The organism is Myxococcus sp. AB056 (genome assembly GCF_006547365.1).
Classification (GTDB): Bacteria; Myxococcota; Myxococcia; order Myxococcales; family Myxococcaceae; genus Myxococcus; species Myxococcus virescens.
In genome coordinates, this window is the sequence record NZ_VHLB01000048.1 from 1 (window position 1) to 19,165 (window position 19,165).

A 19,165-nucleotide genomic window follows, 5' to 3' on the forward strand; every position below is an offset into this window, starting at 1 on the left:
CCGTAAAGTCGTCGGCTGGGCCATGGCTGGCCACCTCAAGACGGAGCTCGTCGTGCAGGCACTCGACATGGCTGTGGGGCAGCGTCAGCCCCAAAGCGTCGTGCACCACAGCGACCAAGGGACGCAGCTCGGATTCAAGCGGTCGTCGCAACGCCGTCTGGTTGAATTAAGTATAGATAAGAACTGAGAGCCTCGGCAGGTGTTTTCCAGCCAAGCGTCTTGCGTGGCCGGCTGTTGAGGGCAAGGGCGACAGTGGCCAACTCCGCACGAGAGTAGCGGGACAGGTCCGTCCCTTTCGGGAAGTACTGACGGAGCAGTCCGTTGGTGTTCTCGTTCGTGCCTCGCTGCCATGGACTGTGCGGGTCACAGAAGTAGATGGCCAAGCCCGTGTCGGCGCGCAGGAGGGCATGCTGAGCCATCTCGGCCCCTTGGTCCCACGTGAGTGTCCGGCGCATCCGCTCCGGCAACGTTGTGAGCGAGGAGGTGATGGCACCTCGGACCGCTTCGGAACCATGTCCTGCCAGCGCAGGGCCGTTCTTGACGCGAGGTTGGCCGTGGGCGTCCATGCGTGGCAGATGCAGCAGCAGCGTAAACCGCGTGGTGCGCTCGACCAGCGTGCCAATGGCGGAGCTGCCCAGCCCCAAGATGAGATCACCTTCCCAGTGTCCCGGCACTCGGCGGTCCGTGATTTCGGGGGGACGCTGGCTGAGTCTGCATTCGGCGCCGACAAATTTCTTGCCGTGCGTACGGGTCCGCGCCCTCGGCACACGCAGTGCCCGCCCAGTTCGCAGGCAGCTGACCAGTTCGCGTCGCAGTGCGCCGCGGTTTTGTACGTAGAGAGCCTGGTAGATGGCCTCGTGGGATACCCTCATCGACGCATCCACGGGGAAGTCCACTCGAAGCCTGTTGGCAATCTGCTCTGGACTCCAGGCGGTCGCCCAACGGCGGTCTTTTCGTGGCCCGTGGCGCCGCCCCTTCCATCGCACTTCTGGGCCGGGCACTGCCGCCCCGTCAGTAGCGGTAAGTACTCCGGCCAGTCGCTCCTGCACGTACCTTCGCAGCGCGCCGTTCGCGGCCAGCTTCGCGACCTTTGGGCGTCGTGCACGTCGGTCCGCGTGCCACTGGGCGGTCGTAGCGCGATACTCCAGGGCACCGCCACGAGTTGCCGCATTACGACGCAACTCCCTCGAGATGGTCGAGGGTGAACGACGGAGCCGGCGAGCTATCGCGCGAATCCCAACGTGCTGGGCGTGCAAAATCGCGACTTCTTCTCGCTCGGCAAACGACAGGTACCGCCCCGACAGCGGGGCCAGACTTCTTGACGGCATGCCTCCACTCTCTCGGAACCACCTGCATCCCACCACCGGAGATACGCCGGCCACCCTTCCAGCATCTTCGCTCGAAAGTCCGCGGGCGATTGCTTCCCAGAATCGTTGTCGGTGCTCACGCCTTCCCACCGGCGGACGCCCAGGCGACGACATAGGCGGGCGTCCAGCACGGTCAGCCCGTCGACTCTTGTTGTTCCCCATCGCAACTCCTCAACGTCGAGTGTTGCGACGACCCGTTGAATCCACCCAGTACACCTCGATTGGCTTCGGGCTTCGGTGCAAGGAAGCCGGCGTGCGCCCATCCATGGGCAGCGTCGGCGACGCGTACGATAACGCGATGTGTGAAAGCTTCTTCGCCACGCTCGAGTGCGAACTGCTCGCACGCCGCCGCTTCACGTCTCACGCCGAGGTGCGGATGGCAGTCTTCCGCTTCATCGAGGGCTGGTACAATCCGCTCCGGCGCCACTCCGCGCTCGACTACGAGTCACCCGCTGGTTACGAGAAGAAGCACCGCGCTGTTGCTTGAGGGCGCAAGCGCGGAACGCTCTGCGGAACCGGGGCAACTTCAAACACTCTCTTGAATGGGGACACTTTCCGCGAGTGGCCCCGCGGTCGGCCTTGTCCGCATTGCCCATCTCCTGGCCTAGCGTGCTCCCTTCTCTGGTGCCCCAAGGGCAGACTTGAGCTTCTCATTGTGGTAAGTTGCGGTGTATGAACCTAAGTCTGCGCGCAGTTGGAGTGCTCGGTTTGGCGACGACCTCGTTGGGATGTGTCTCTTACAGCTATACCCGGACGACCAATGCGGTAGCAGAGGCAAAGCCCGCGACGTGCCAGCCTGAGGCGCTTACCATCCGGCCAGAGCGCTCTTTCGTCGAGCTAGGCGTGCTTGAGCCCGTAGGCTTTTATACCCGGTCGATTGGTCGCTTCCTTGAGGATGTTGGCCCTCAGGTCTGCGCGGCAGGGGGCGACGCAGTTCTTGCCCAGATGGATGGGAGTGGCCAGATTATTCGCGGCACGATCATTCGCTTCAATCAGGTCGATGCCGCTCCCGCTACCCCTTGATTTGCTATGCCGAGGGGTTGCGAAAGTCATGTGGTGGGGGCAATTCATGACTCCAGCGTGTGCGTTGTCCTGGTGAGCACCACCGGACTGGGACGTGCCATGCTTAGCGGCTGCTGAGGGGCGTAGCGGATGTTCTCCGGCGGCAGGTAGACCCACGTTGGGACGCCGGCAATCCGCCGCTGGGTGCGTTGGAATCCCAGGCGTCGGAGGGAGCGGCCGATGTCGAGGCGCACGCCGCGCGGAATCTGCCCAGGCGTCGTGAGGAGAAGCGCGTCGCGGGCCACCAGCTCCGTCGTCACCTCGTTGCGCTTCTCGGGCGGCACGCTCAACACCCACTGGAGGATGGTGTCGTCCGGTCCTCCGTCCGTCTCGCTTCGCTCCTGCGCGTGACTCTCCGCGCGCTGGGCCTGCTCCTCTTCAAGCCACCACTTCTCACCCATCTGGAAGCGCGCTACGGCCTCCGCCCAGAGCTGGCCTCTGTCACGCTTGAGTCCTTCGATGTCGATGCGCGTGCACCGTACCGGCCACCAGCGGCGGTAGCCGCTCGCGTCCGCGCGCAGGTACTCCAGGGAATTGGTCGTCCCGACGAAGACGCAGCGGCGCGGCGTCTTCACTGTGACGCGCCCGTAGGGTGGCCGGTAGGTGTCCTCGTTGCGCGCAGTGATGGGGCGTAACCCCTCGGAAGTATTGGCGGTAGGGCACGGGAATCGAACTCGCCAGGGACGCCTCTCGGCGCCCCTCACCGGTTTTGAAGACCGGGCCGGCCACCAGGTCCGGAGTCCCTACCGTCTGCGATTACGCCGAACCCTCCGGACCCCGTCAACCTGGGGCCACGGGCTCACCGGGTCTTCTTCTGCGCACGTTCCGCCTTCAACCCCGGCAAGCCCCTCACGAGCGTCGTCACCAGCACCTGCGTCAGCTCCTCCGCGTGCGTGCCCGGAAACCCCGTGCACGTGAGCCTCAAGCTCACGATGCCGTGAACCCCCGCCCACAGCACCTCCGCGAGCTGCTCCGGCTTCGTGCCTTCCGCCAGCCTCCCGGCCGCCAGCAGGTCCACGAACACCTGCACCAGCACCCCGAAGGACCTCGGCCCCGCGCCCTCCGGGTGGTCCCCGAATAGCGCGGTGGAGAGCTTCGGGTCCTCCATAAAGATCAGCCGGTACGTCTCCGGGTGCTCCAGGCCAAAGCGAACGTAGGCCTCCGCCAGCTTGGGCAACCGCTCCAGCGGGTCCTCCACCTGGGCCGCGGGCTCCAGCATGGCCAGCAGGTCCTGGAAGCCGCGCACGCACAGCTCCTTCGCGATGGCCTCCCGGTTCTCGAAGTGGAGGTAGAGCGTCGCCGGCGCGTATTCCACCGCGTCCGCCAGCTTGCGCATCGAGAGGGCAGGGAAGCCCTCCTTCACCACGATGTCCCGGGCGACTCGCAGAATCTGCTCGCGCAGCTCCGCCCGCTGTCGCTCCTTCCGCTCCGCAATCCCCATGCTCCCAGTGTAGGCCTTGACCCACTGAACGCCCAGCAGTAGATGAACGGTGTTCATGAGCGGTGTTCACAAACCACTCGCCGTTCGGAAGAGGGACCAGGACATGGGCACGGTCGCGTTGTTCGGCGCCACGGGCGTCGTCGGACACAGCATCGCGCAGGCGCTGCGGGGGCAGGGGCGGGGCTACCGCGTGGTGGGACGCTCCCGGGAGGGACTCCAGCGGGAGTTCGGGGCGGACCCGCAGGCGGAGATCGTCACCTGGAATCCCGACGACATCGCCTCCATCCAGGCCGCGGCCCGGGGCGTCCAGACGCTCGTCTATCTGGTCGGCGTGCCTTATTGGCAGTTCCACCTCCACCCGGAGCTGATGAAGCGCACGCTCGACGCCGCCATTGCCGAGGGCGTGGAGCGCATCGTCTTCATCGCCAGCGTGTACCCCTACGGCCGGCCGCGCACGGACGTCGTCAACGAGTCCCACCCCCGCGTGCCGCACACGAACAAGGGCCGCTTGCGCAAGGCTCAGGAGGACCTGCTGCTCGCGGCGGACAAGGCGGGCTCCATCCAAGTCACCATCCTCCGCCTGCCGGACTTCTACGGCCCGGGCGTGGAGAACAGCTTCCTCCACCGCGCCTTCGTCGCCGCCTCACAGGGCAAGCGCGCCCAGCTCATCGGCCCCATCGACACGCCCCACGAGTTCGTCTTCGTACCCGACGTGGGCCCCACCGTGACGGCGCTCATGGGCCATCCGGGCGCCTACGGCCGCTTCTGGAACCTCGGGGGCGCGGGCGTCACCTCCCAGGCGGCCCTGGTGGAGGACATCTACGCCCAGGCCGGCCACCCCGCGAAGTACTCAGTGCTGGGGCCGGGGATGGTGCGCCTCATCGGCCTCTTCAGCCCGTTCATGCGCGAGCTGGGGGAGATGCACTACCTGCACACCTCGCCCGTCATCATGGACGACTCGGCGTTGAGGGCGCTGCTCGGCGACATCCGGAAGACGCCGTACCGTGACGGCATCCGCCAGACGCTCGCGGCGCTCAGTCCAGCCCCCGTTGCCACAGGTCATCCTCATCCAGTCCCATGAGGTGACCGACCTCGTGCATGACGGTGATGCCAATCTGCTCGATGAGCTCCTCGCGGGTGCGGGCGAAGCGCTCCAGGTTCTTCTGGTACAGCACGATGGACGCGGGGACGTGGTCGAACGCGTTCGTCACGCTGCGCTCGCCCACCGCCAGGCCGCGGAACACCCCGAGGATGCTCGGTGACAGGGGAGGGTCCTCACCCAGCAGGTCCTCATCCGCCGGCAGGTCCTCCACCGCGATGGTGACGTTGTCCAGGTACTGCTTCGCGTGGCCGGGCAGGGACTGCACCGCGGCCTCCACCGCGCGGTCGAACTCGGCCTCGCCCAGCTCCACCGGCGGGAAGAACTCCGTCGGCACCAGCGCCTGGGCCTTGGCGAAGCGACGCTGGGCCTCCTTCTCGTCGCCCCGGCGCTCCGCCATCAGCCCCAGGTACTGGTGAGCCCAGGCCTCGTCGGGCGTATCCTGCAGCACCTTGTCGAAGGCGCCCTTCGCGTCGTCGAAGCGGCACAGCTCGAACAGGGCGATGCCCCGCTCCAACTGCGCGTCCACCGAGTGCGGCATGTGCCCCAGCGCCGCGTCCAGGCTCGCCAGAGCCGCGCGGCACTCGCCCACCTGGTTCAGGCCCATGCCCTCCAGGAGGAGGAACTCGTAGAGCAGCTCCACGTCGCCGGCCTTCTGCGCCAGGCGCTTGCCCTTCGCGCAGAAGCCCAGGCCTTCCTCCACGGCCTCCCGGTCCTCGCCCGCGCGGCAGATGAGGCAGTCCACGGTGCCCAGGAGCACCTCCAGGTCGTCCGGGGACACCCTCAGCGCTGCGCCGAAGGCCCGGCCGGCTTCCTCCAGGCGGCCCAGCTCCACCAGGGCGGCGGCGCGCATGTGCAGGGCGTCCACCGAGTCCGGGGCCTGGGCCAGGCTGCGGTCGGCGGCGGCCAGGGCCGCCTCGAAGTCGCCCGTCTCGAAGGCCTCTGCTGCCGCGTCCAGCGCCTCCATCCCGCTCACCCCCGTTCGCTTCGACGTCCGCATCCCCATGGGGCCGCGACATATGAAGCCGCGCACTTCGTTGTCAACGCCGCGCACGGCTGCTACGTTCCTTGGCCCGTCCTGGTGCGGCGCTCAGTCCCGTGAACATCCTTGTCGTCGACGACGATCTCGAACTCTGCACGATGCTCTCTCGCTTCTTGGAGATGCATGGGTTCACGGTCTACTCGGCGTCCGACGCGCTCCAGGCGCTCGACGTGCTGGAACGCAACCAGGTCAGCATGGTCATCACCGACTACGTGATGCCCCATATGGACGGCATCCAGTTCACGGAGATGCTCAAGGCGGACCCCCGTTTCCAGAGCGTCCCGGTGCTGCTGATGACGGGCAGCGAGGACGGCTCGGTGACGGACCGCGGCCTGCGCAAGGGCGTAGCCCTGACGCTCCACAAGCCCCTGGACATGGGCCAACTGCTCACCCTGGTCCGCTTCGCGCAATAGCCCACGGCGCCCCTCCCGGCAGGGTGCCTCGGGCCGTCCGCTCGCCTACACGCCCACCCTTCCTGGTTGACATCGTTCGGGCGGCCCTTATGTTGGCGCTCGCCATGGCCGAGTGCTAACGGCCCGTGTCGTATCAGTAAAATCCCCCAGTGAATTCAGGAGGTTGCGATGGCAGCGAAGGAGATTTTCTTCCATCAGTCCGCGCGTGAGGCCATCCTGCGCGGCGTCCGCACCCTGTCGGACGCGGTCGCGGTGACCCTCGGCCCCAAGGGCCGTAACGTGGTCATCGAGAAGAGCTTCGGCTCCCCCACGATCACCAAGGACGGCGTCACCGTCGCCAAGGAGATCGACCTCGAGAACAAGTTCGAGAACATGGGCGCGCAGATGGTGAAGGAGGTCGCGTCCAAGACCTCCGACAAGGCCGGCGACGGCACCACCACCGCCACGGTGCTGGCGCGCGCCATCTATGAGGAGGGCCTCAAGCTGGTGGCCGCCGGCCACAGCCCGATGGACCTCAAGCGCGGCATCGACAAGGCCGTCGAGGTCGTCGTGGGCGAGCTGAAGAGCCTGTCCAAGCCCACCGCCGACAAGAAGGCCATCACCCAGGTGGGGACCATCTCCGCCAACGGCGATGAGACCATCGGCGCCATCATCGCGGACGCGATGGAGAAGGTCGGCAAGGAGGGCGTCATCACCGTCGAGGAGGCGAAGGGCCTCGAGACGACGCTCGACGTGGTCGAGGGCATGCAGTTCGACCGCGGCTACGTGTCCCCGTACTTCGTGACCAACCGCGAGCGGATGGAGGCCGTCCTGGACGACCCCTACATCCTCATCAGCGAGAAGAAGGTCTCGTCGATGCAGGACATGATTCCGCTGCTCGAGCAGGTGGCCCGCTCCGGCAAGCCGCTGCTCATCATCGCCGACGACATCGAGGGCGAGGCCCTGGCCACCCTGGTGGTCAACAAGATCCGCGGCGTGCTGAACGTGTGCGCGGTGAAGGCCCCCGGCTTTGGTGACCGCCGCAAGGAGATGCTGCAGGACATCGCCGTCCTCACCGGCGGCACGGTGGTCAGCGAGGACCTGGGCCACAAGTTCGAGACGCTGTCGCTGACCGACCTGGGCCGCTCCAAGCGCGCCACGGTGGACAAGGACAACACCACCATCGTGGACGGCGTGGGCACGAAGGCGGCCATCGAGGGCCGCATCAAGCTCATCCGCACGCAGATTGACTCCGTCACCAGCGACTACGACCGCGAGAAGCTCCAGGAGCGTCTGGCGAAGCTGGTGGGCGGCGTGGCCGTCATCAACGTCGGCGCGGCCACCGAGACGGAGATGAAGGAGAAGAAGGCCCGCGTGGAGGACGCGCTGCACGCGACCCGCGCGGCCGTCGAAGAGGGCATCGTCCCTGGCGGCGGCGTGGCCTACCTCCGCGCGCTGCCCGCGCTGGAGAAGCTGAAGCCGGGCGGTGAGCAGGACTTCGGCGTGGCCATCATCCGCCGTGCGCTCCAGGAGCCGCTGCGGAAGATTGCCAGCAACGCCGGCGTCGAGGGCGCCGTGGTCATCAACAAGGTCCGCGAGGGCACCGGCGCGTTCGGCTACAACGCCCGCACGGAGGTCTACGAGGACCTGGAGAAGGCCGGCGTCATCGACCCGACGAAGGTGGAGCGCACCGCGCTGCAGAACGCCGCCTCCGTCGCCTCGCTGCTGCTGACCACCGAGGCCATGGTCGCCGAGCGCCCGAAGGGCAAGGCCAAGGGCGGCGGCGCTGGCGCCGGCATGCCGGACTACGGCGGCGACGACATGGACTACTGAGCCGCTCCGGAGGGCTCGGGACGTGAGTCCCGGGCCGTCTGGGCCTCGGCAGTCAGCGGCCCCGGATGCCTCGTCAGGAGGCGCCGGGGCCGTTGTCGTTCCAGCGGGGGCTGCCTGGCGGTCAGGGCACGCGGCCCACGACGCCGCCGGTGCCGCTCTCCTGCGACGTGTAGAGCAGGGTGTCGCCGTCCACCAGCAGGCCACCGGGCCCCACGCCCTCTGGGCCCACGGGCTCCAGGGCGCCGGGCGTGCAGGTGCTCACGCGGCGGAGGAAGCCCGTGCCGCCGGTGCTGACGTCCTTGAAGTAGAGCGTGCCATTCAGCTCCACCGGGAAGGCGGGCCCCTGGAGGCCCGTGGCCACGACTTCCGCCGCGCCGCCCTCGCGGGGCAGGCGCAGCACGCGGCCGTTTCCGCCGCCTCCTTCGGTGACGAGGAAGTGCGTGGGCGTGACTTCCAACGAGGTGCCGGCGGTGATGGTGCCGTCGCGCAGCGTGGCCGGGGCACTGCCGTCCAGCGGCACGCTGTAGAGGCCGGGGCTCTCTCCCGCGGCAACCAGGAACCACACGTCCTGGCCCACCACGCGGGCTCCCCGCACCTGCGTGTAGCCCGTGCCGGCGTAGAGCTCCTGGCGGTTGCCGCCCGAGGCGTCCACGCGCACCAGCCGGCGGTGCGACGTCGCGATGACCACCACGTCCCGGTCACCCATCCGCGCGGGCAGGACGTCCGTGCCGCCAATGGTGACGTTGTTCACCGTGGCATCGAGCGGCCGTGCGTCCTTCGTTCCCGTCGCCTTGTCCACCCGCCACAGCCCGTCCAGGTCGAGCACGTAGACGGAGTCCGCCACCACGGCGATGGCATCCGGCGCCCGGAAGCCCGTGGCCACGGACACCGCGTCACCGCCCGCGCGTGGCAGCCGGAGGAGCCGCCCGGGGCCCGGCTGGGGCTGCTGCGGATTCAGGGAGTGGGACTCGGCGATGTAGAGGTCCGTTTCGTCCGCCGCGAGCCTGCGGGGCGTGTTCAACCCGGTGAGCAGTGGGGTGCCCGGACCCGAGGCCAGTGGCTCGCAACCCGCGTCGCCGCTGCCCGCATCGTCTGTCCCGGTGCCCGCGTCGTCTGTCCGGGTGCCCGCGTCGCCACGGCCCGCGTCCGGCCCGTCCTGCAGCGGAGGCTTGTCGGAGGAGCAAGCAACACCCAGCAGCAGGACGGACAGGAGCGCGAGTCTCATGGGGCCTCTCGTTTGAATGCGCGGTTCAACTCTCGGCTGAGCGCCGACGCGTCGGACATCAGCTTGGGAAGGCACGCGGCGGCGCCCGCACGCAGGGACTCCAGCGCCGTCTCCATGGTGAGGTGCTCGGCCAGCACCACGAAGGGCGCGCCCTGGGCCAGCGCCTTGCCCAGCTCCAGCGCCTTGCGCCCGTAGGCGGGCGTGAAGTCCCAGCTCACCACCACGCCCGCGGGCGGCTCCAGCGCGGCCAGCTCCGTCGTCGTCAGGATGCGCGCCTCCAGTCCCACCAGGGACAGGGCGTGGGTGATTTGTGCCGCCGCCGCCGGGTTGTCCTCCAGCACGTCCACCCGGCGCATCGCGGGGTTCGTCTCCAGCGGCGCGGGGACGGGCTTCCGGGCCAGCGTGGAGCGCAGCAGGGCGCGCACCTCGCGGATGTCGTCGAAGGGCTTGAGCAGGTAGTCCACCACGCCCAGCTCCAGCGCCTGCTGCGTCGTCACCAGCGACGGGTAGCCCGTCATCAGGATGACGCGCGAGTCCGTGTGCAGCCGCCGCGCCTGCTGCGCCAGCTCCAGGCCGGACATGCCGGGCAGGTTCTTGTCGGTGACGATGAGGTCCACCGGCGCCTGTTGCAGCAGGTCCAGGGCCTCCTCGCCGCTTGCCGCTTCGATGATCTCGCACTCCTTGCCCATCAGGTCGCGGAAGACCATGCGGATGATGATTTCGTCGTCCACCACCAGGACCCGGTGCTTCTGCGTGGGCGGCGCGTCCGTCGCGGGGAAGAGCACGCGGAACACGGTGGCCGGGGGCGGGACGTCGCGAATGACGCCCTGCGGGGCCAGCTCGAGGCGCGCGTGGTGCTCGCGGGCGATGCGCTGGCACACCGACAAGCCCAGTCCAGTGCCTCGCTTGTTGGCGGTGATGTAGGGCTCGAAGATGCGCGCTCGCAGCTCCTCGGGGATGCCCGGACCCCAGTCCGCCACGTAGAGGGCGGGGGAGGGGCCCTCCATCGTGAGCACCACCTTCACCCGGCCGCGCCCCGCCATGGCGTCGCGCGCGTTGTTGAGCAGGTTCAGGGTGAGCTGCTCGATGAGGCGCGCGTTGCCCTGGATGGTGATGTCCTCCGGGGCCTCCACCTCCAGGGAGATGCGCGAGGAGTCCGGGTTGATGCTGAAGTGCTTCGCCGCCGCCCAGATGGGGGCCGCCAGGGAGAGGCGCTGTTGGGACGCCGGTCGCTCGCTCGACAGGCGGATGAAGTCGGAGACGATCTGCTCCATCCGCTCCACCTGGGCCAGCAGCAGGCGCAGGGGCCCGGGGGCGGCGCCGTCCTCCGCGAGCAGTTGGGCGTAGGCCTTCACGCCGAGCAGCGGTTGTCGCAGCTCGTGCAGCACCTCCGCCGCCAGCTGTGAGGTCTGTGCTCCCGCACGTTGCAGTGCCGCCGCCGCTGTTCGCGCGGCCGTCAGGTCCCCTGCCTCCACGGCCTGGAGCAGTTGGGCGAGCGGCACGGGTGTTTCCATGTGACGAGCATGGCGGAGGCAACCGCTTGTACGCAACGCACCTGGAGGGAATCCGTTGACCCGGACCGTGCCGGCGCGGATGCTGGCCGCGTTCTCATCGCACCGTCCGGAAATCCGGATATCGCGACACCGGCCTCGGGAGGGCCTTCATGCCGCAGACCAACCCGTTCCACTCGCTGGTCCCCCGCAAGATGACGGACACTGAGCTGGCCCGCTCCATCCGTCTCAACATCGAGGCGGAGCTGGACGCCATCAACCTCTACGCGGCCCATATCGACGCGACGGACAACGAGGACGCCAAGGCCATCCTCCAGCACGTCATGGACGAGGAGCGCGAGCACGCCGCCCTCTTCTGGGAGCTCATCGCCCGGTTGGATCCAGAGCAGGCCGCGCACGCGAAGGAGGCCGTGGAGAAGTACCGGCTCATCACCTCCGGCGCGTCGCACGAGGCCGTGGAGGCCGTGGGCAAGGAGGGCGCGGCGCCGTCTCCGGCGGACGTCACCCCGGAGAAGCGCCTCACCGTGGGCAGCCTGCGCCGGTAGCCGTCAGGACGCGGAGTGGGCCTGCCGGCGCTCGGCCGGTGGGGCCTCCAGGTCCTTCGCCGCCATGTAGACGACGTTCCGCGAGCCCCGCTTGCCGCGGTACATGGCCCGGTCCGACAGGTCCAACAGCGTGGCCTTGTCCTGGGCGTGCTCGGGGAAGCTGGCCACGCCGATACACGTGGTGAGCTTGAGCGACAGGCCTTCGCGCGCCAGGAAGTTGTGCGTCTCCATGGTGCGCCGGATGCGCTCGGCCACCTTGAGCGCGCCGCCGGAGTCGGTGTTGCGCAGCACCACCACGTATTCGTCCCCGCCGTAGCGCGCGACGACGTCGTGGTCTCTCACGCAGCCCTTCACCACGCGCGCCGCCTCCACCAGCACCTTGGAGCCCACGAGGTGGCCATGGGTGTCGTTGATGGACTTGAAGTGGTCCAGGTCCAGGAACAGCAGGCTGAAGGTGCGCTGTGACTGGAGCGCGTCCTGGACCTCGCGGTCCACCACCAGGTGCAGGTAGCGGGTGTTGAACAGGCGCGTGAGGTCGTCGACGTACGCCAGGTCCTCCACCGCGGCGAAGCGGCCGAGGTTGCGCAGCGCGAGCGCCCAGTTGCGCACCAGGAAGCTGGCCGTCTCGCCCGCCCACTCCGCGCCCGTGCCGCCGAAGAAGAGCACCGCGTGTCCCAGCACGGCGTCGCCCTCCAGCGCGGGGAAGGAGACGGCGCGAGGGAAGGGCGCGTCCAGGCCGTCCAGTTCGCGCGGACCGCGTTCGTTCGTCAGGCGTTCGATGAGCTCGGCGATGAGCGGCTCTTCCAGCGCGGTGGACAGGCCGCTGGTGCCGTGGCGCCGCAGCGCGAAGGCGGAGTCGCGCTCCAGCAGGACCACGGCGCTGGCGGAGGCCATGCTCTGCAGCGCGCTGGCGGTGGCCGCGGCCAGCTTCTCGCGGTCCAGGGTGGTGGCGATGCGTTGCCCCGCCTCCAGCATGGCCACATGGCGGCGCAGCGACGCGTTCTCCTGCATCAGGTCGCGCGTGGTGAGCGCGCGGCGCACGGCGTGCTGCAGCGCCTCCGGGGCCACCGGCTTGACGAGGTACTCCGCGGCGCCGCTCTTGATGGCGCGCACGGCGGGGTCCACCTTCTCCAGGCCGGTGATGACCACCACCTCCACGCCCGGGTGGTGTTCCCGCACGTGCCGCAGGACCTCCATGCCGTCGCCACCGGGGAGGATGAGGTCCGTCACCACCGCGTCGAAGCGGTCGCCCGCGAGTGCTTCCTTTGCCTCTTGTAGCGTGCCCACCGCCGTGACGGCGTGTCCCACGGCGGTGAGGTAGTCGCCGTACAGGGTGCGGGCGATCTTTTCGTCGTCGACGAGGAGGATTCGCGCCATCTCCCATCGGCTTAGCACCAACCGATGGAAGGCTGCTAGGGTCGGCCCCCGTGTCCCCCTTCGAAAGCGGCCGTCGGCTCTGCCTTCTCGTTGAGGCCGGGGAAACCCGTTACGCCGTGGAAGCGACGTCTGTCATGGAAGTAGCGATGCCGGGCGCCAACGGCAGCAGCCTGCGGGGTGTGCTGGAGGTGAAGGACCTCTGCGCGCTGCTGGGCGGGCCGCCCGAGGAAGGCCCGGGCATGGTGGTGGTGCTCGACGTGAGTCCCACCCTGGCGGTGCGCGTGCGCTCCGTGGTGGAGGTGGCGGACGTGGCCCGCGCGCCGTTCTTCCTGCTGCCACCGGGACTGGCGGACTCGCTGGCGCCGCTGAGCCGGGGCGCGGTGCTGCACAAGTCGCGGCTGTACCTGGAGCTCATCGCGGAGGCGCTGCCGCACCGGGTGGGGTCGATGTCGCCGGCGGTTGCCGCCCGGCCCGTGCACTGGGCGGAGGCGGCTCCGGATCGCGCGCTCGTCTTCGAGTCTCAGAGCCGACTGTTCGGAGTTCCCCTGGGCCTGGTGTCGCAGGTCATCAGCCGGGGAGAGGCCTTCTGCGTCCTGCCCGTGCCGAGTGGACCGGTGGCCGGTATTTTTCCGCATGATCAGGTGCTGTGGCCTGTCTGCTCGGTCCCCGCGTTGTTGGGGGAAGCGCCCATCCCGGAGTCCTTCATCGTCCTCACGGAGCTGGCCGGGCGGAACGTGGGGCTGACGGCCACGCGGGTGCTCGGCGTCATGCAACGATTCGAGCCGGACGACACCGCGGGGAGCTTCCGTGCTCCCGGGTTGAGCGAGCCTGTGGCGTTCCTGGACCTGCAACGCATGTTTTCTTGATCGTCCCAGAGGGCAACTCGTAAGCTGCCCCGCTTGTCAGACTGCCGCGAGTCAACCCTCGTGGCGGGAATCACCAACGAATTCAGGGGAGTGGATGCTCCCCGAGGCCCGAACCGATGCCCAAGAATCTGCTGGTCGCCGATGACTCGCTCACCATCCGCAAGGTGATCGGGATGATCTTCGCGACCGAGGACTTTCAGGTGACCGCGGTGGACAACGGGCTGGACGCCATCTCCCGCACCCGCGAGCTGCGTCCGGACGTCGTCCTCGCGGACGTCATGATGCCGGGCAAGAGCGGCTATGAGGTCTGCGAAGCGCTGAAGAACGACCCGGCCACCCAGGGCATCCCGGTGGTGCTGCTGGCCGGCACGTTCGAAGCGTTCGACGAGAATCGCGCTCGCGCCGCCCGCGCTGATGACCACGTCACCAAGCCCTTCGAGAGCCAGGTGCTGCTCGACAAGGTGAAGGCGCTGGTCGGCCAGAAGTCCAACACGATGCCCGCGTCGGCCGCCACGCAGGTGCGCCACGCGCCTCCTCAGCCCGCCTCGGCGCCCGCGCCCGTCGCCGCCGCTGCTCCGCCGGGGGCTCGTCCCGCGCCTCCGCCGGGCGCTCGTCCGGGTGTTCCTCCGGGGCCGGGCGTGCCGCGTCCGCCGGGTGCGGGTGTGCCGCCGCCGGGCGCGCGTCCTCCGGGACCTGGGATGCCGCCGGGCATGGCGCGTCCTCCGGGGCCGGGCATGCCGCCGCCGGGTGCTCCGGGCGCGCCGCGTCCTCCGGGACCTGGGATGCCGCCGGGCATGGCGCGTCCTCCGGGGCCGGGCATGCCTCCGGGCGCGCGTCCTCCGGGGCCTGGGATGCCTCCGGGTGCCCGTCCGGGTGTGCCGCCTCCGCCGGGTGGTCCCGCGCCGGGTCTTCCGCCGCGTCCGGGAATGCCGCCGGGCGCCGTGGCGCGTCCGGGTGTGCCGCCTCCGCCGGGTGGTCCCGCGCCGGGTGGCTTCGCGCGTCCGCCGGTTGGCGCGCCGCAGCCTCCTCCTGGGGCGGCGCCGCAGCCCGCCGCACGGGGCAGGGATCCGTTCGGTCTGGGTGCGCCCGCGCCCGCCGCGGCCCAGCCGTCGATCAGCATCGAGGACTCGCTGCCCGACCAGGGTGACGCCGAGGAGATCTCGCTGGACATCGCCACCCCCGCGCCCGTCGCGGCCAGGCCGGCGAGCGCCCGCGCGCCTGCCGCAGATGGGGGCGAGGCCCTGCTGCGCGAGGCGCTTTCGAAGGCTTCCCGCGAGGTCATCGAGAAGATTGCCTGGGAGGTGGTACCGCAGCTCGCGGAGACCATCATCCGTGAGGAGCTCGAGCGGCTCATCAAGGACCGAGAGACCCAGCACTGAGGCGCCTGGCGCCGTAACCTCCTGACCTTTTGCCGGCCCCGGTCTCCGGGGCCGGCCGTTTTCAATGACCGATACCACTGAACTTTCGAAGGCCTACGAGCCCACCGAGGTCGAGGCTCGCCGCTACGCATTCTGGCTGGAGCGCAACTACTTCCGCGCCGAGGCGCCTTCCGACAAGCCGCCGTTCTCCATGGTGCTGCCGCCGCCCAACGTCACGGGCAGCCTGCACATCGGTCATGCGCTGACGGCCACCATCCAGGACATCCTCATCCGCTGGAAGCGGATGAGCGGCTTCAACGCCCTGTGGCTCCCTGGTACGGACCACGCCGGCATCGCCACGCAGATGGTGGTGGAGCGGGAGCTGAAGCAGACGGAGGGCAAGAGCCGCCACGACCTGGGCCGCGAGGCCTTCCTCGAGCGCGTCTGGGAGTGGAAGGGCAAGTTCGGCGCTCGTATCGGCGAGCAGCACCGCTACCTGGGCGCGTCCCTGGACTGGAGCCGCGAGCGCTTCACCATGGACGAGCAGTCCTCCGCCGCGGTGCGCGAGGTCTTCGTCCGGCTGTACGAAGAGGGCCTGATGTACCGGGCCCAGAAGCTCATCAACTGGTGTCCTTCGTGCCACACGGCGCTTAGCGACCTGGAAGTGGAGCACCAGGAGAAGAACGGCTCCATCTGGCACATCCGCTACCCGGTGAAGGACACCGACCGCACGCTCACCGTGGCCACCACGCGCCCGGAGACGATGCTGGGCGACACCGCCGTGGCCGTCCACCCGGAGGACGAGCGCTACCAGGACCTGATTGGCAAGCACGTGGTGCTGCCGCTCAGCGGCCGCGAGATTCCCATCATCGCGGACGCCGAACTGGTGGATCCGAAGTTCGGCACCGGCGTGGTGAAGGTCACGCCCGCGCACGACTTCAACGACTACCAGACGGGCCTGCGTCACAAGTTGCCGATGCTGTCCATCTTGGACGAATCGGCCCGGATGACGAAGGAGACCGGCAAGTACGCCGGCCTGGATCGCTTTGAGGCGCGCAAGCAGGTGCTGGCGGACCTCCAGGAGCAGGGGCTGCTGGAGAAGGAGGAGCCGCACAAGCTGTCCGTCGGCACGTGCCAGCGCAGCACCACGGTGGTGGAGCCGCGCCTGTCGCCGCAGTGGTTCGTGAAGATTGAACCGCTGGCGAAGCCGGCCATCGAGGCGGTGGAGCAGGGCCGCACGAAGTTCGTCCCCGAGTCATGGACGAACACCTACTTCCACTGGATGCGCAACATCCACGACTGGTGCGTCAGCCGCCAGCTCTGGTGGGGCCACCAGATTCCTGCGTACTACTGCACCGCGTGCAGCCCTCGGTTGGGGGACGACACCGACCTGCCGCTTGATTCCGCGACGGTGAAGGTGGGCGGCGTGGACTTCGCGCGCGCGGAGCCGATTGTCGCGCGTGAGCAGCCCTCATCCTGCCCGAAGTGCGGCGGCGCCACGTTCATCCAAGACCCGGACGTGCTGGACACGTGGTTCTCGTCCGCGCTGTGGCCCTTCTCCACGCTGGGCTGGCCGCGCAACACGCCGGAGCTCCAGACGTTCTACCCGACGTCCGTCATGGAGACGGGCCACGACATCATCTTCTTCTGGGTCGCCCGGATGATGATGATGGGCCTGCACTTCATGGGGGATGTGCCCTTCCGCACCGTGTACCTGCACGCGATGGTGCGCGACGAAAAGGGCGAGAAGATGTCGAAGACGAAGAAGAACGTCATCGACCCCTTGGACGTCATCCTCGGCGCCCCCGCGGACAAGCTTGAGCCGACGCTCAGGAACAAGTTCCCGCAGGGCATGCCTGCCTTCGGCGCGGACGCGCTGCGCTTCACGCTCGCGTCGCTCACCCAGCAGGGCCGGGACATCAAGCTGTCCATGGACCGGATGGCTGGCTACAAGGCCTTCTGCAACAAGCTGTGGAACGCCAGCCGCTTCGCCCTGATGAACATGGGCGAGTTCACGCTGGATGAGCGTCCGCTGAAGGAGCGTCCGTTGACGCTGGCGGACCGCTGGATTCTCTCGCGGCTCCAGCGCGCCACCACCGAGGCCCGCGCCTCGCTGGAGACGTACGGCTTCGCCGAGGCGGCGTCCACGCTGTACCAGTTCCTGTGGGCCGAGTTCTGCGACTGGTACATCGAGCTGGCGAAGGGCTCGCTCTACGGCACCGATGAGCAGGCGAAGGACTCCGCGCGCGCGGTGCTGGTGTACTCGCTGGATCGCATCCTGCGGCTGCTCCACCCGTTCATGCCGTTCATCACCGAGGAGATCTGGCAGAAGCTGCCGATGTCCCGGTCGGTGGACAGCATCATGATCGCGTCGTACCCGGAGCCCGACGCGGACCTGGTGGACGAGGCCGCCGAGGCGGAGATGGCCCCGGTCATCGCCTCCATCGAGGGCCTGCGCACCATCCGCGGCGAGAGCAACCTGTCGCCCGCGACGAAGGTGAAGGCGGTGGTGCAGAGCCCGGACGCTCGCACTCGCGAGCTGCTGGAGCGCTGGCGCGCGTACCTGATGCCGCTGGCCGGCCTGTCCGACGTGGAGATTGGCGCGCCTGGCACCAAGCCGCCGCAGGCCGCCGCCTTCGTGGGCACGAACCTGGAAATCTACGTGCCGCTGGCGGGTCTCATCGACCTGGACGCGGAACGCGACCGCCTCCGCAAGGAGATTGCGCGCACCGAGCAGGAGGCCGCTGGTGTGCTGCGCAAGCTGGAGAACCCCAACTTCGTGGCCAAGGCGCCCCCGGACGTGGTCGAGAAGGACCGCGCCCGCGTGGAGGAGTTGAAGGAGCGCAAGGCCAAGCTTCAGGACCATCTGCAGCGCATTGCCCCGGAGCCCGCCATGCCCGCAGCGCCGCCGTCCGAGAGCCGCACGCCGACCGAAAGCGTTGAGCCGACCGAAAGCGTTGAGCCGACCGAGGCCGACATCGCGACCGAAGCCGACGTCGCGACCGAGCCCGTCACGCCGCCCGAGAGCGCTGCTCGATTAGAGACGCCGCCTCCGGCCGAGGGGGGCGCTGAATACGAGACGCTCGCCGAGTCCACCGAGGAGGAGGAGGCTGCCGCCGCTCCGGCCGAGGTGAAGGCCGCGCCGGATGCGGAAGCCGAGGAGAACGTCGACCTGGCCGAGGAGTTGAAGGACGAGCTCGAGGCCGTGGGCGGCGTGCCCGAAGCCGCGGACCCCCAGGTGCAGGACGCCCTGGAGAAGCTGCGCGCGGGGACGAAGGAAGGCCTGTCTCCGGCCGACCATCACGACCTCGGCGTTGCGTACATGAGCATGGGCCTCGTCGACGACGCGATGCGGGAGTTCAACACGGCGCGCGCCGGTGGCGACGCCCGTGAGGTGCCCGCCGCCGCCGAGCAGACGGTGGCCTCCACCGCGAAGGCCGTGGTGAAGGCCACCCTGGCCGCCGTGAAGAAGGCGTCGTCCATCGCGAAGGACACGGTGGTGGCGGCTGTCTCCGCTTCCGACGAGGACGAGGAGCCTGCCGCTCCGGTGAAGGCGCGTCCCGCGAAGAAGGCCGCGGGCAAGAAGGCGCCTGCCGCCGCGAAGAAGGCCCCGGCCCGGAAGGCCGCGGGCGCGAAGGGCGCTGCCAAGAAGGCCGCTGCGAAGAAGGCTCCGGCCAAGGGCGCGGCGAAGAAGGCCGCTGCGAAGAATGCTCCGGCGAAGGGCGCGAAGGGCGCTGCCAAGGGCGCGGCGAAGAAGGCCGCTGCGAAGAAGGCTCCGGCCAAGGTCGCCGCGAAGAAGGCTGCCACGAAGAAGTCCGCCGCGAAGAAGGCGCCTGCCAAGGGCGCGGCGAAGAAGGCCGCTGCGAAGAAGGCTCCGGCCAAGGTCGCCGCGAAGAAGGCTGCCACGAAGAAGGGGGCCGCGAAGAAGGTCGCTGCCGCCGCCAGCAAGAAGCCGGTGAAGAAGGCGGCGGGCCGGAAGGCTCCCGCGAAGAAGGGCACCGGGGCGAAACCCAAGGCGCGGGCAAAGGCCCGGCGGTAGCAGGAGGA

14 protein-coding genes, 1 tRNA gene and 2 pseudogenes are annotated in these 19,165 nt (G+C 69.0%); 9 read left to right on the forward strand and 8 right to left on the reverse strand.

The window, feature by feature from the left end:
* Nucleotides 1-136 (forward strand): annotated as a pseudogene (locus FMP39_RS21100) (IS3 family transposase); the annotation flags it as partial.
* Here the strand turns inward: FMP39_RS21100 and FMP39_RS21105 are convergent.
* Nucleotides 135-1,529: an IS30 family transposase gene (locus FMP39_RS21105; RefSeq protein WP_141592103.1), complete on the reverse strand. Its 1,395-nt coding sequence runs from the start codon at nt 1,527-1,529 to the stop codon at nt 135-137. The pseudogene FMP39_RS21100 and the gene FMP39_RS21105 overlap by 2 nt on opposite strands.
* Nucleotides 1,530-1,572: 43 nt before the next feature.
* On the opposite strand from FMP39_RS21105, the pseudogene FMP39_RS21110 reads away from it, so the two are divergent.
* Nucleotides 1,573-1,854, forward strand: a pseudogene (locus FMP39_RS21110) (transposase); the annotation flags it as partial.
* Between the two features lie 580 nt (nt 1,855-2,434).
* Here FMP39_RS21110 and FMP39_RS21115 read toward each other — a convergent pair.
* The 3 genes from FMP39_RS21115 to FMP39_RS21125 all read right to left on the reverse strand — a co-directional run bounded on the left by FMP39_RS21115 (nt 2,435) and on the right by FMP39_RS21125 (nt 3,927).
* Nucleotides 2,435-3,055: a VapE domain-containing protein gene (locus FMP39_RS21115; protein WP_141592140.1), complete on the reverse strand. Its 621-nt coding sequence runs from the start codon at nt 3,053-3,055 to the stop codon at nt 2,435-2,437.
* A 23-nt stretch (nt 3,056-3,078) separates the two neighbouring features.
* Nucleotides 3,079-3,177 (reverse strand) — tRNA-Sec (locus tag FMP39_RS21120).
* Between the two features lie 51 nt (nt 3,178-3,228).
* Complete coding sequence (locus FMP39_RS21125) at nt 3,229-3,927, reverse strand: TetR/AcrR family transcriptional regulator (protein ID WP_141592104.1); 699 nt, start codon at nt 3,925-3,927, stop codon at nt 3,229-3,231.
* Between the two features lie 46 nt (nt 3,928-3,973).
* Between FMP39_RS21125 and FMP39_RS21130 the strand changes: the two genes are divergently transcribed.
* Nucleotides 3,974-4,951: an NAD-dependent epimerase/dehydratase family protein gene (locus FMP39_RS21130; RefSeq protein WP_141592105.1), complete on the forward strand. Its 978-nt coding sequence runs from the start codon at nt 3,974-3,976 to the stop codon at nt 4,949-4,951.
* Here the strand turns inward: FMP39_RS21130 and FMP39_RS21135 are convergent.
* The gene (locus FMP39_RS21135; protein WP_194858501.1) at nt 4,905-5,975 is read right to left on the reverse strand and encodes a metallopeptidase family protein; all 1,071 of its coding nucleotides are present in this window, start codon (nt 5,973-5,975) and stop codon (nt 4,905-4,907) included. The two genes, FMP39_RS21130 and FMP39_RS21135, sit on opposite strands and share 47 nt — an antisense overlap.
* Before the next feature lie 92 nt (nt 5,976-6,067).
* On the opposite strand from FMP39_RS21135, the gene FMP39_RS21140 reads away from it, so the two are divergent.
* Nucleotides 6,068-6,424, forward strand: a complete 357-nt coding sequence (locus FMP39_RS21140; RefSeq protein ID WP_002639463.1) for a response regulator — start codon at nt 6,068-6,070, stop codon at nt 6,422-6,424.
* A gap of 168 nt (nt 6,425-6,592) precedes the next feature.
* Complete coding sequence (groL, locus tag FMP39_RS21145; protein ID WP_141592107.1) at nt 6,593-8,236, forward strand: chaperonin GroEL; 1,644 nt, start codon at nt 6,593-6,595, stop codon at nt 8,234-8,236.
* A gap of 121 nt (nt 8,237-8,357) precedes the next feature.
* On the opposite strand, the gene sinM is transcribed toward groL, so the two are convergent.
* Both sinM and sinK read right to left on the reverse strand, forming a co-directional pair.
* On the reverse strand, nt 8,358-9,461 hold the full coding sequence (sinM, locus tag FMP39_RS21150; protein ID WP_141592108.1) for a signal integration modulator SinM: 1,104 nt from the start codon (nt 9,459-9,461) through the stop codon (nt 8,358-8,360).
* Nucleotides 9,458-10,975, reverse strand: coding sequence for a hybrid histidine protein kinase/response regulator SinK (gene sinK / locus FMP39_RS21155; RefSeq protein ID WP_153881176.1), 1,518 nt, complete (start codon nt 10,973-10,975; stop codon nt 9,458-9,460). Before sinK ends, sinM begins: the two co-directional genes overlap by 4 nt.
* A 149-nt stretch (nt 10,976-11,124) precedes the next feature.
* Here sinK and encC point away from each other — a divergent pair, with 149 nt between their 5' ends.
* The gene (encC, locus tag FMP39_RS21160; RefSeq protein WP_020478352.1) at nt 11,125-11,517 is read left to right on the forward strand and encodes an encapsulin nanocompartment cargo protein EncC; all 393 of its coding nucleotides are present in this window, start codon (nt 11,125-11,127) and stop codon (nt 11,515-11,517) included.
* Nucleotides 11,518-11,520: 3 nt separating this feature from the next.
* Here the strand turns inward: encC and FMP39_RS21165 are convergent, their stop codons facing one another.
* Nucleotides 11,521-12,894, reverse strand: a complete 1,374-nt coding sequence (locus FMP39_RS21165) for a diguanylate cyclase (RefSeq protein WP_141252812.1) — start codon at nt 12,892-12,894, stop codon at nt 11,521-11,523.
* Between the two features lie 50 nt (nt 12,895-12,944).
* Between FMP39_RS21165 and FMP39_RS21170 the strand changes: the two genes are divergently transcribed.
* From FMP39_RS21170 to FMP39_RS21180, 3 genes are all read left to right on the forward strand, one after another.
* A complete protein-coding gene (locus FMP39_RS21170) occupies nt 12,945-13,760 on the forward strand; it encodes a chemotaxis protein CheW (protein ID WP_141592110.1) in 816 nt (271 codons plus the stop codon).
* Between the two features lie 116 nt (nt 13,761-13,876).
* Nucleotides 13,877-15,139 (forward strand): motility regulator RomR, encoded by a 1,263-nt coding sequence (gene romR / locus FMP39_RS21175; protein WP_141592111.1) that lies wholly within the window; start codon nt 13,877-13,879, stop codon nt 15,137-15,139.
* Between the two features lie 64 nt (nt 15,140-15,203).
* Entirely contained in the window at nt 15,204-19,157 is a 3,954-nt protein-coding gene (locus tag FMP39_RS21180; RefSeq protein ID WP_141592112.1) for a valine--tRNA ligase, read from the forward strand.
* Nucleotides 19,158-19,165: the final 8 nt, after the last annotated feature.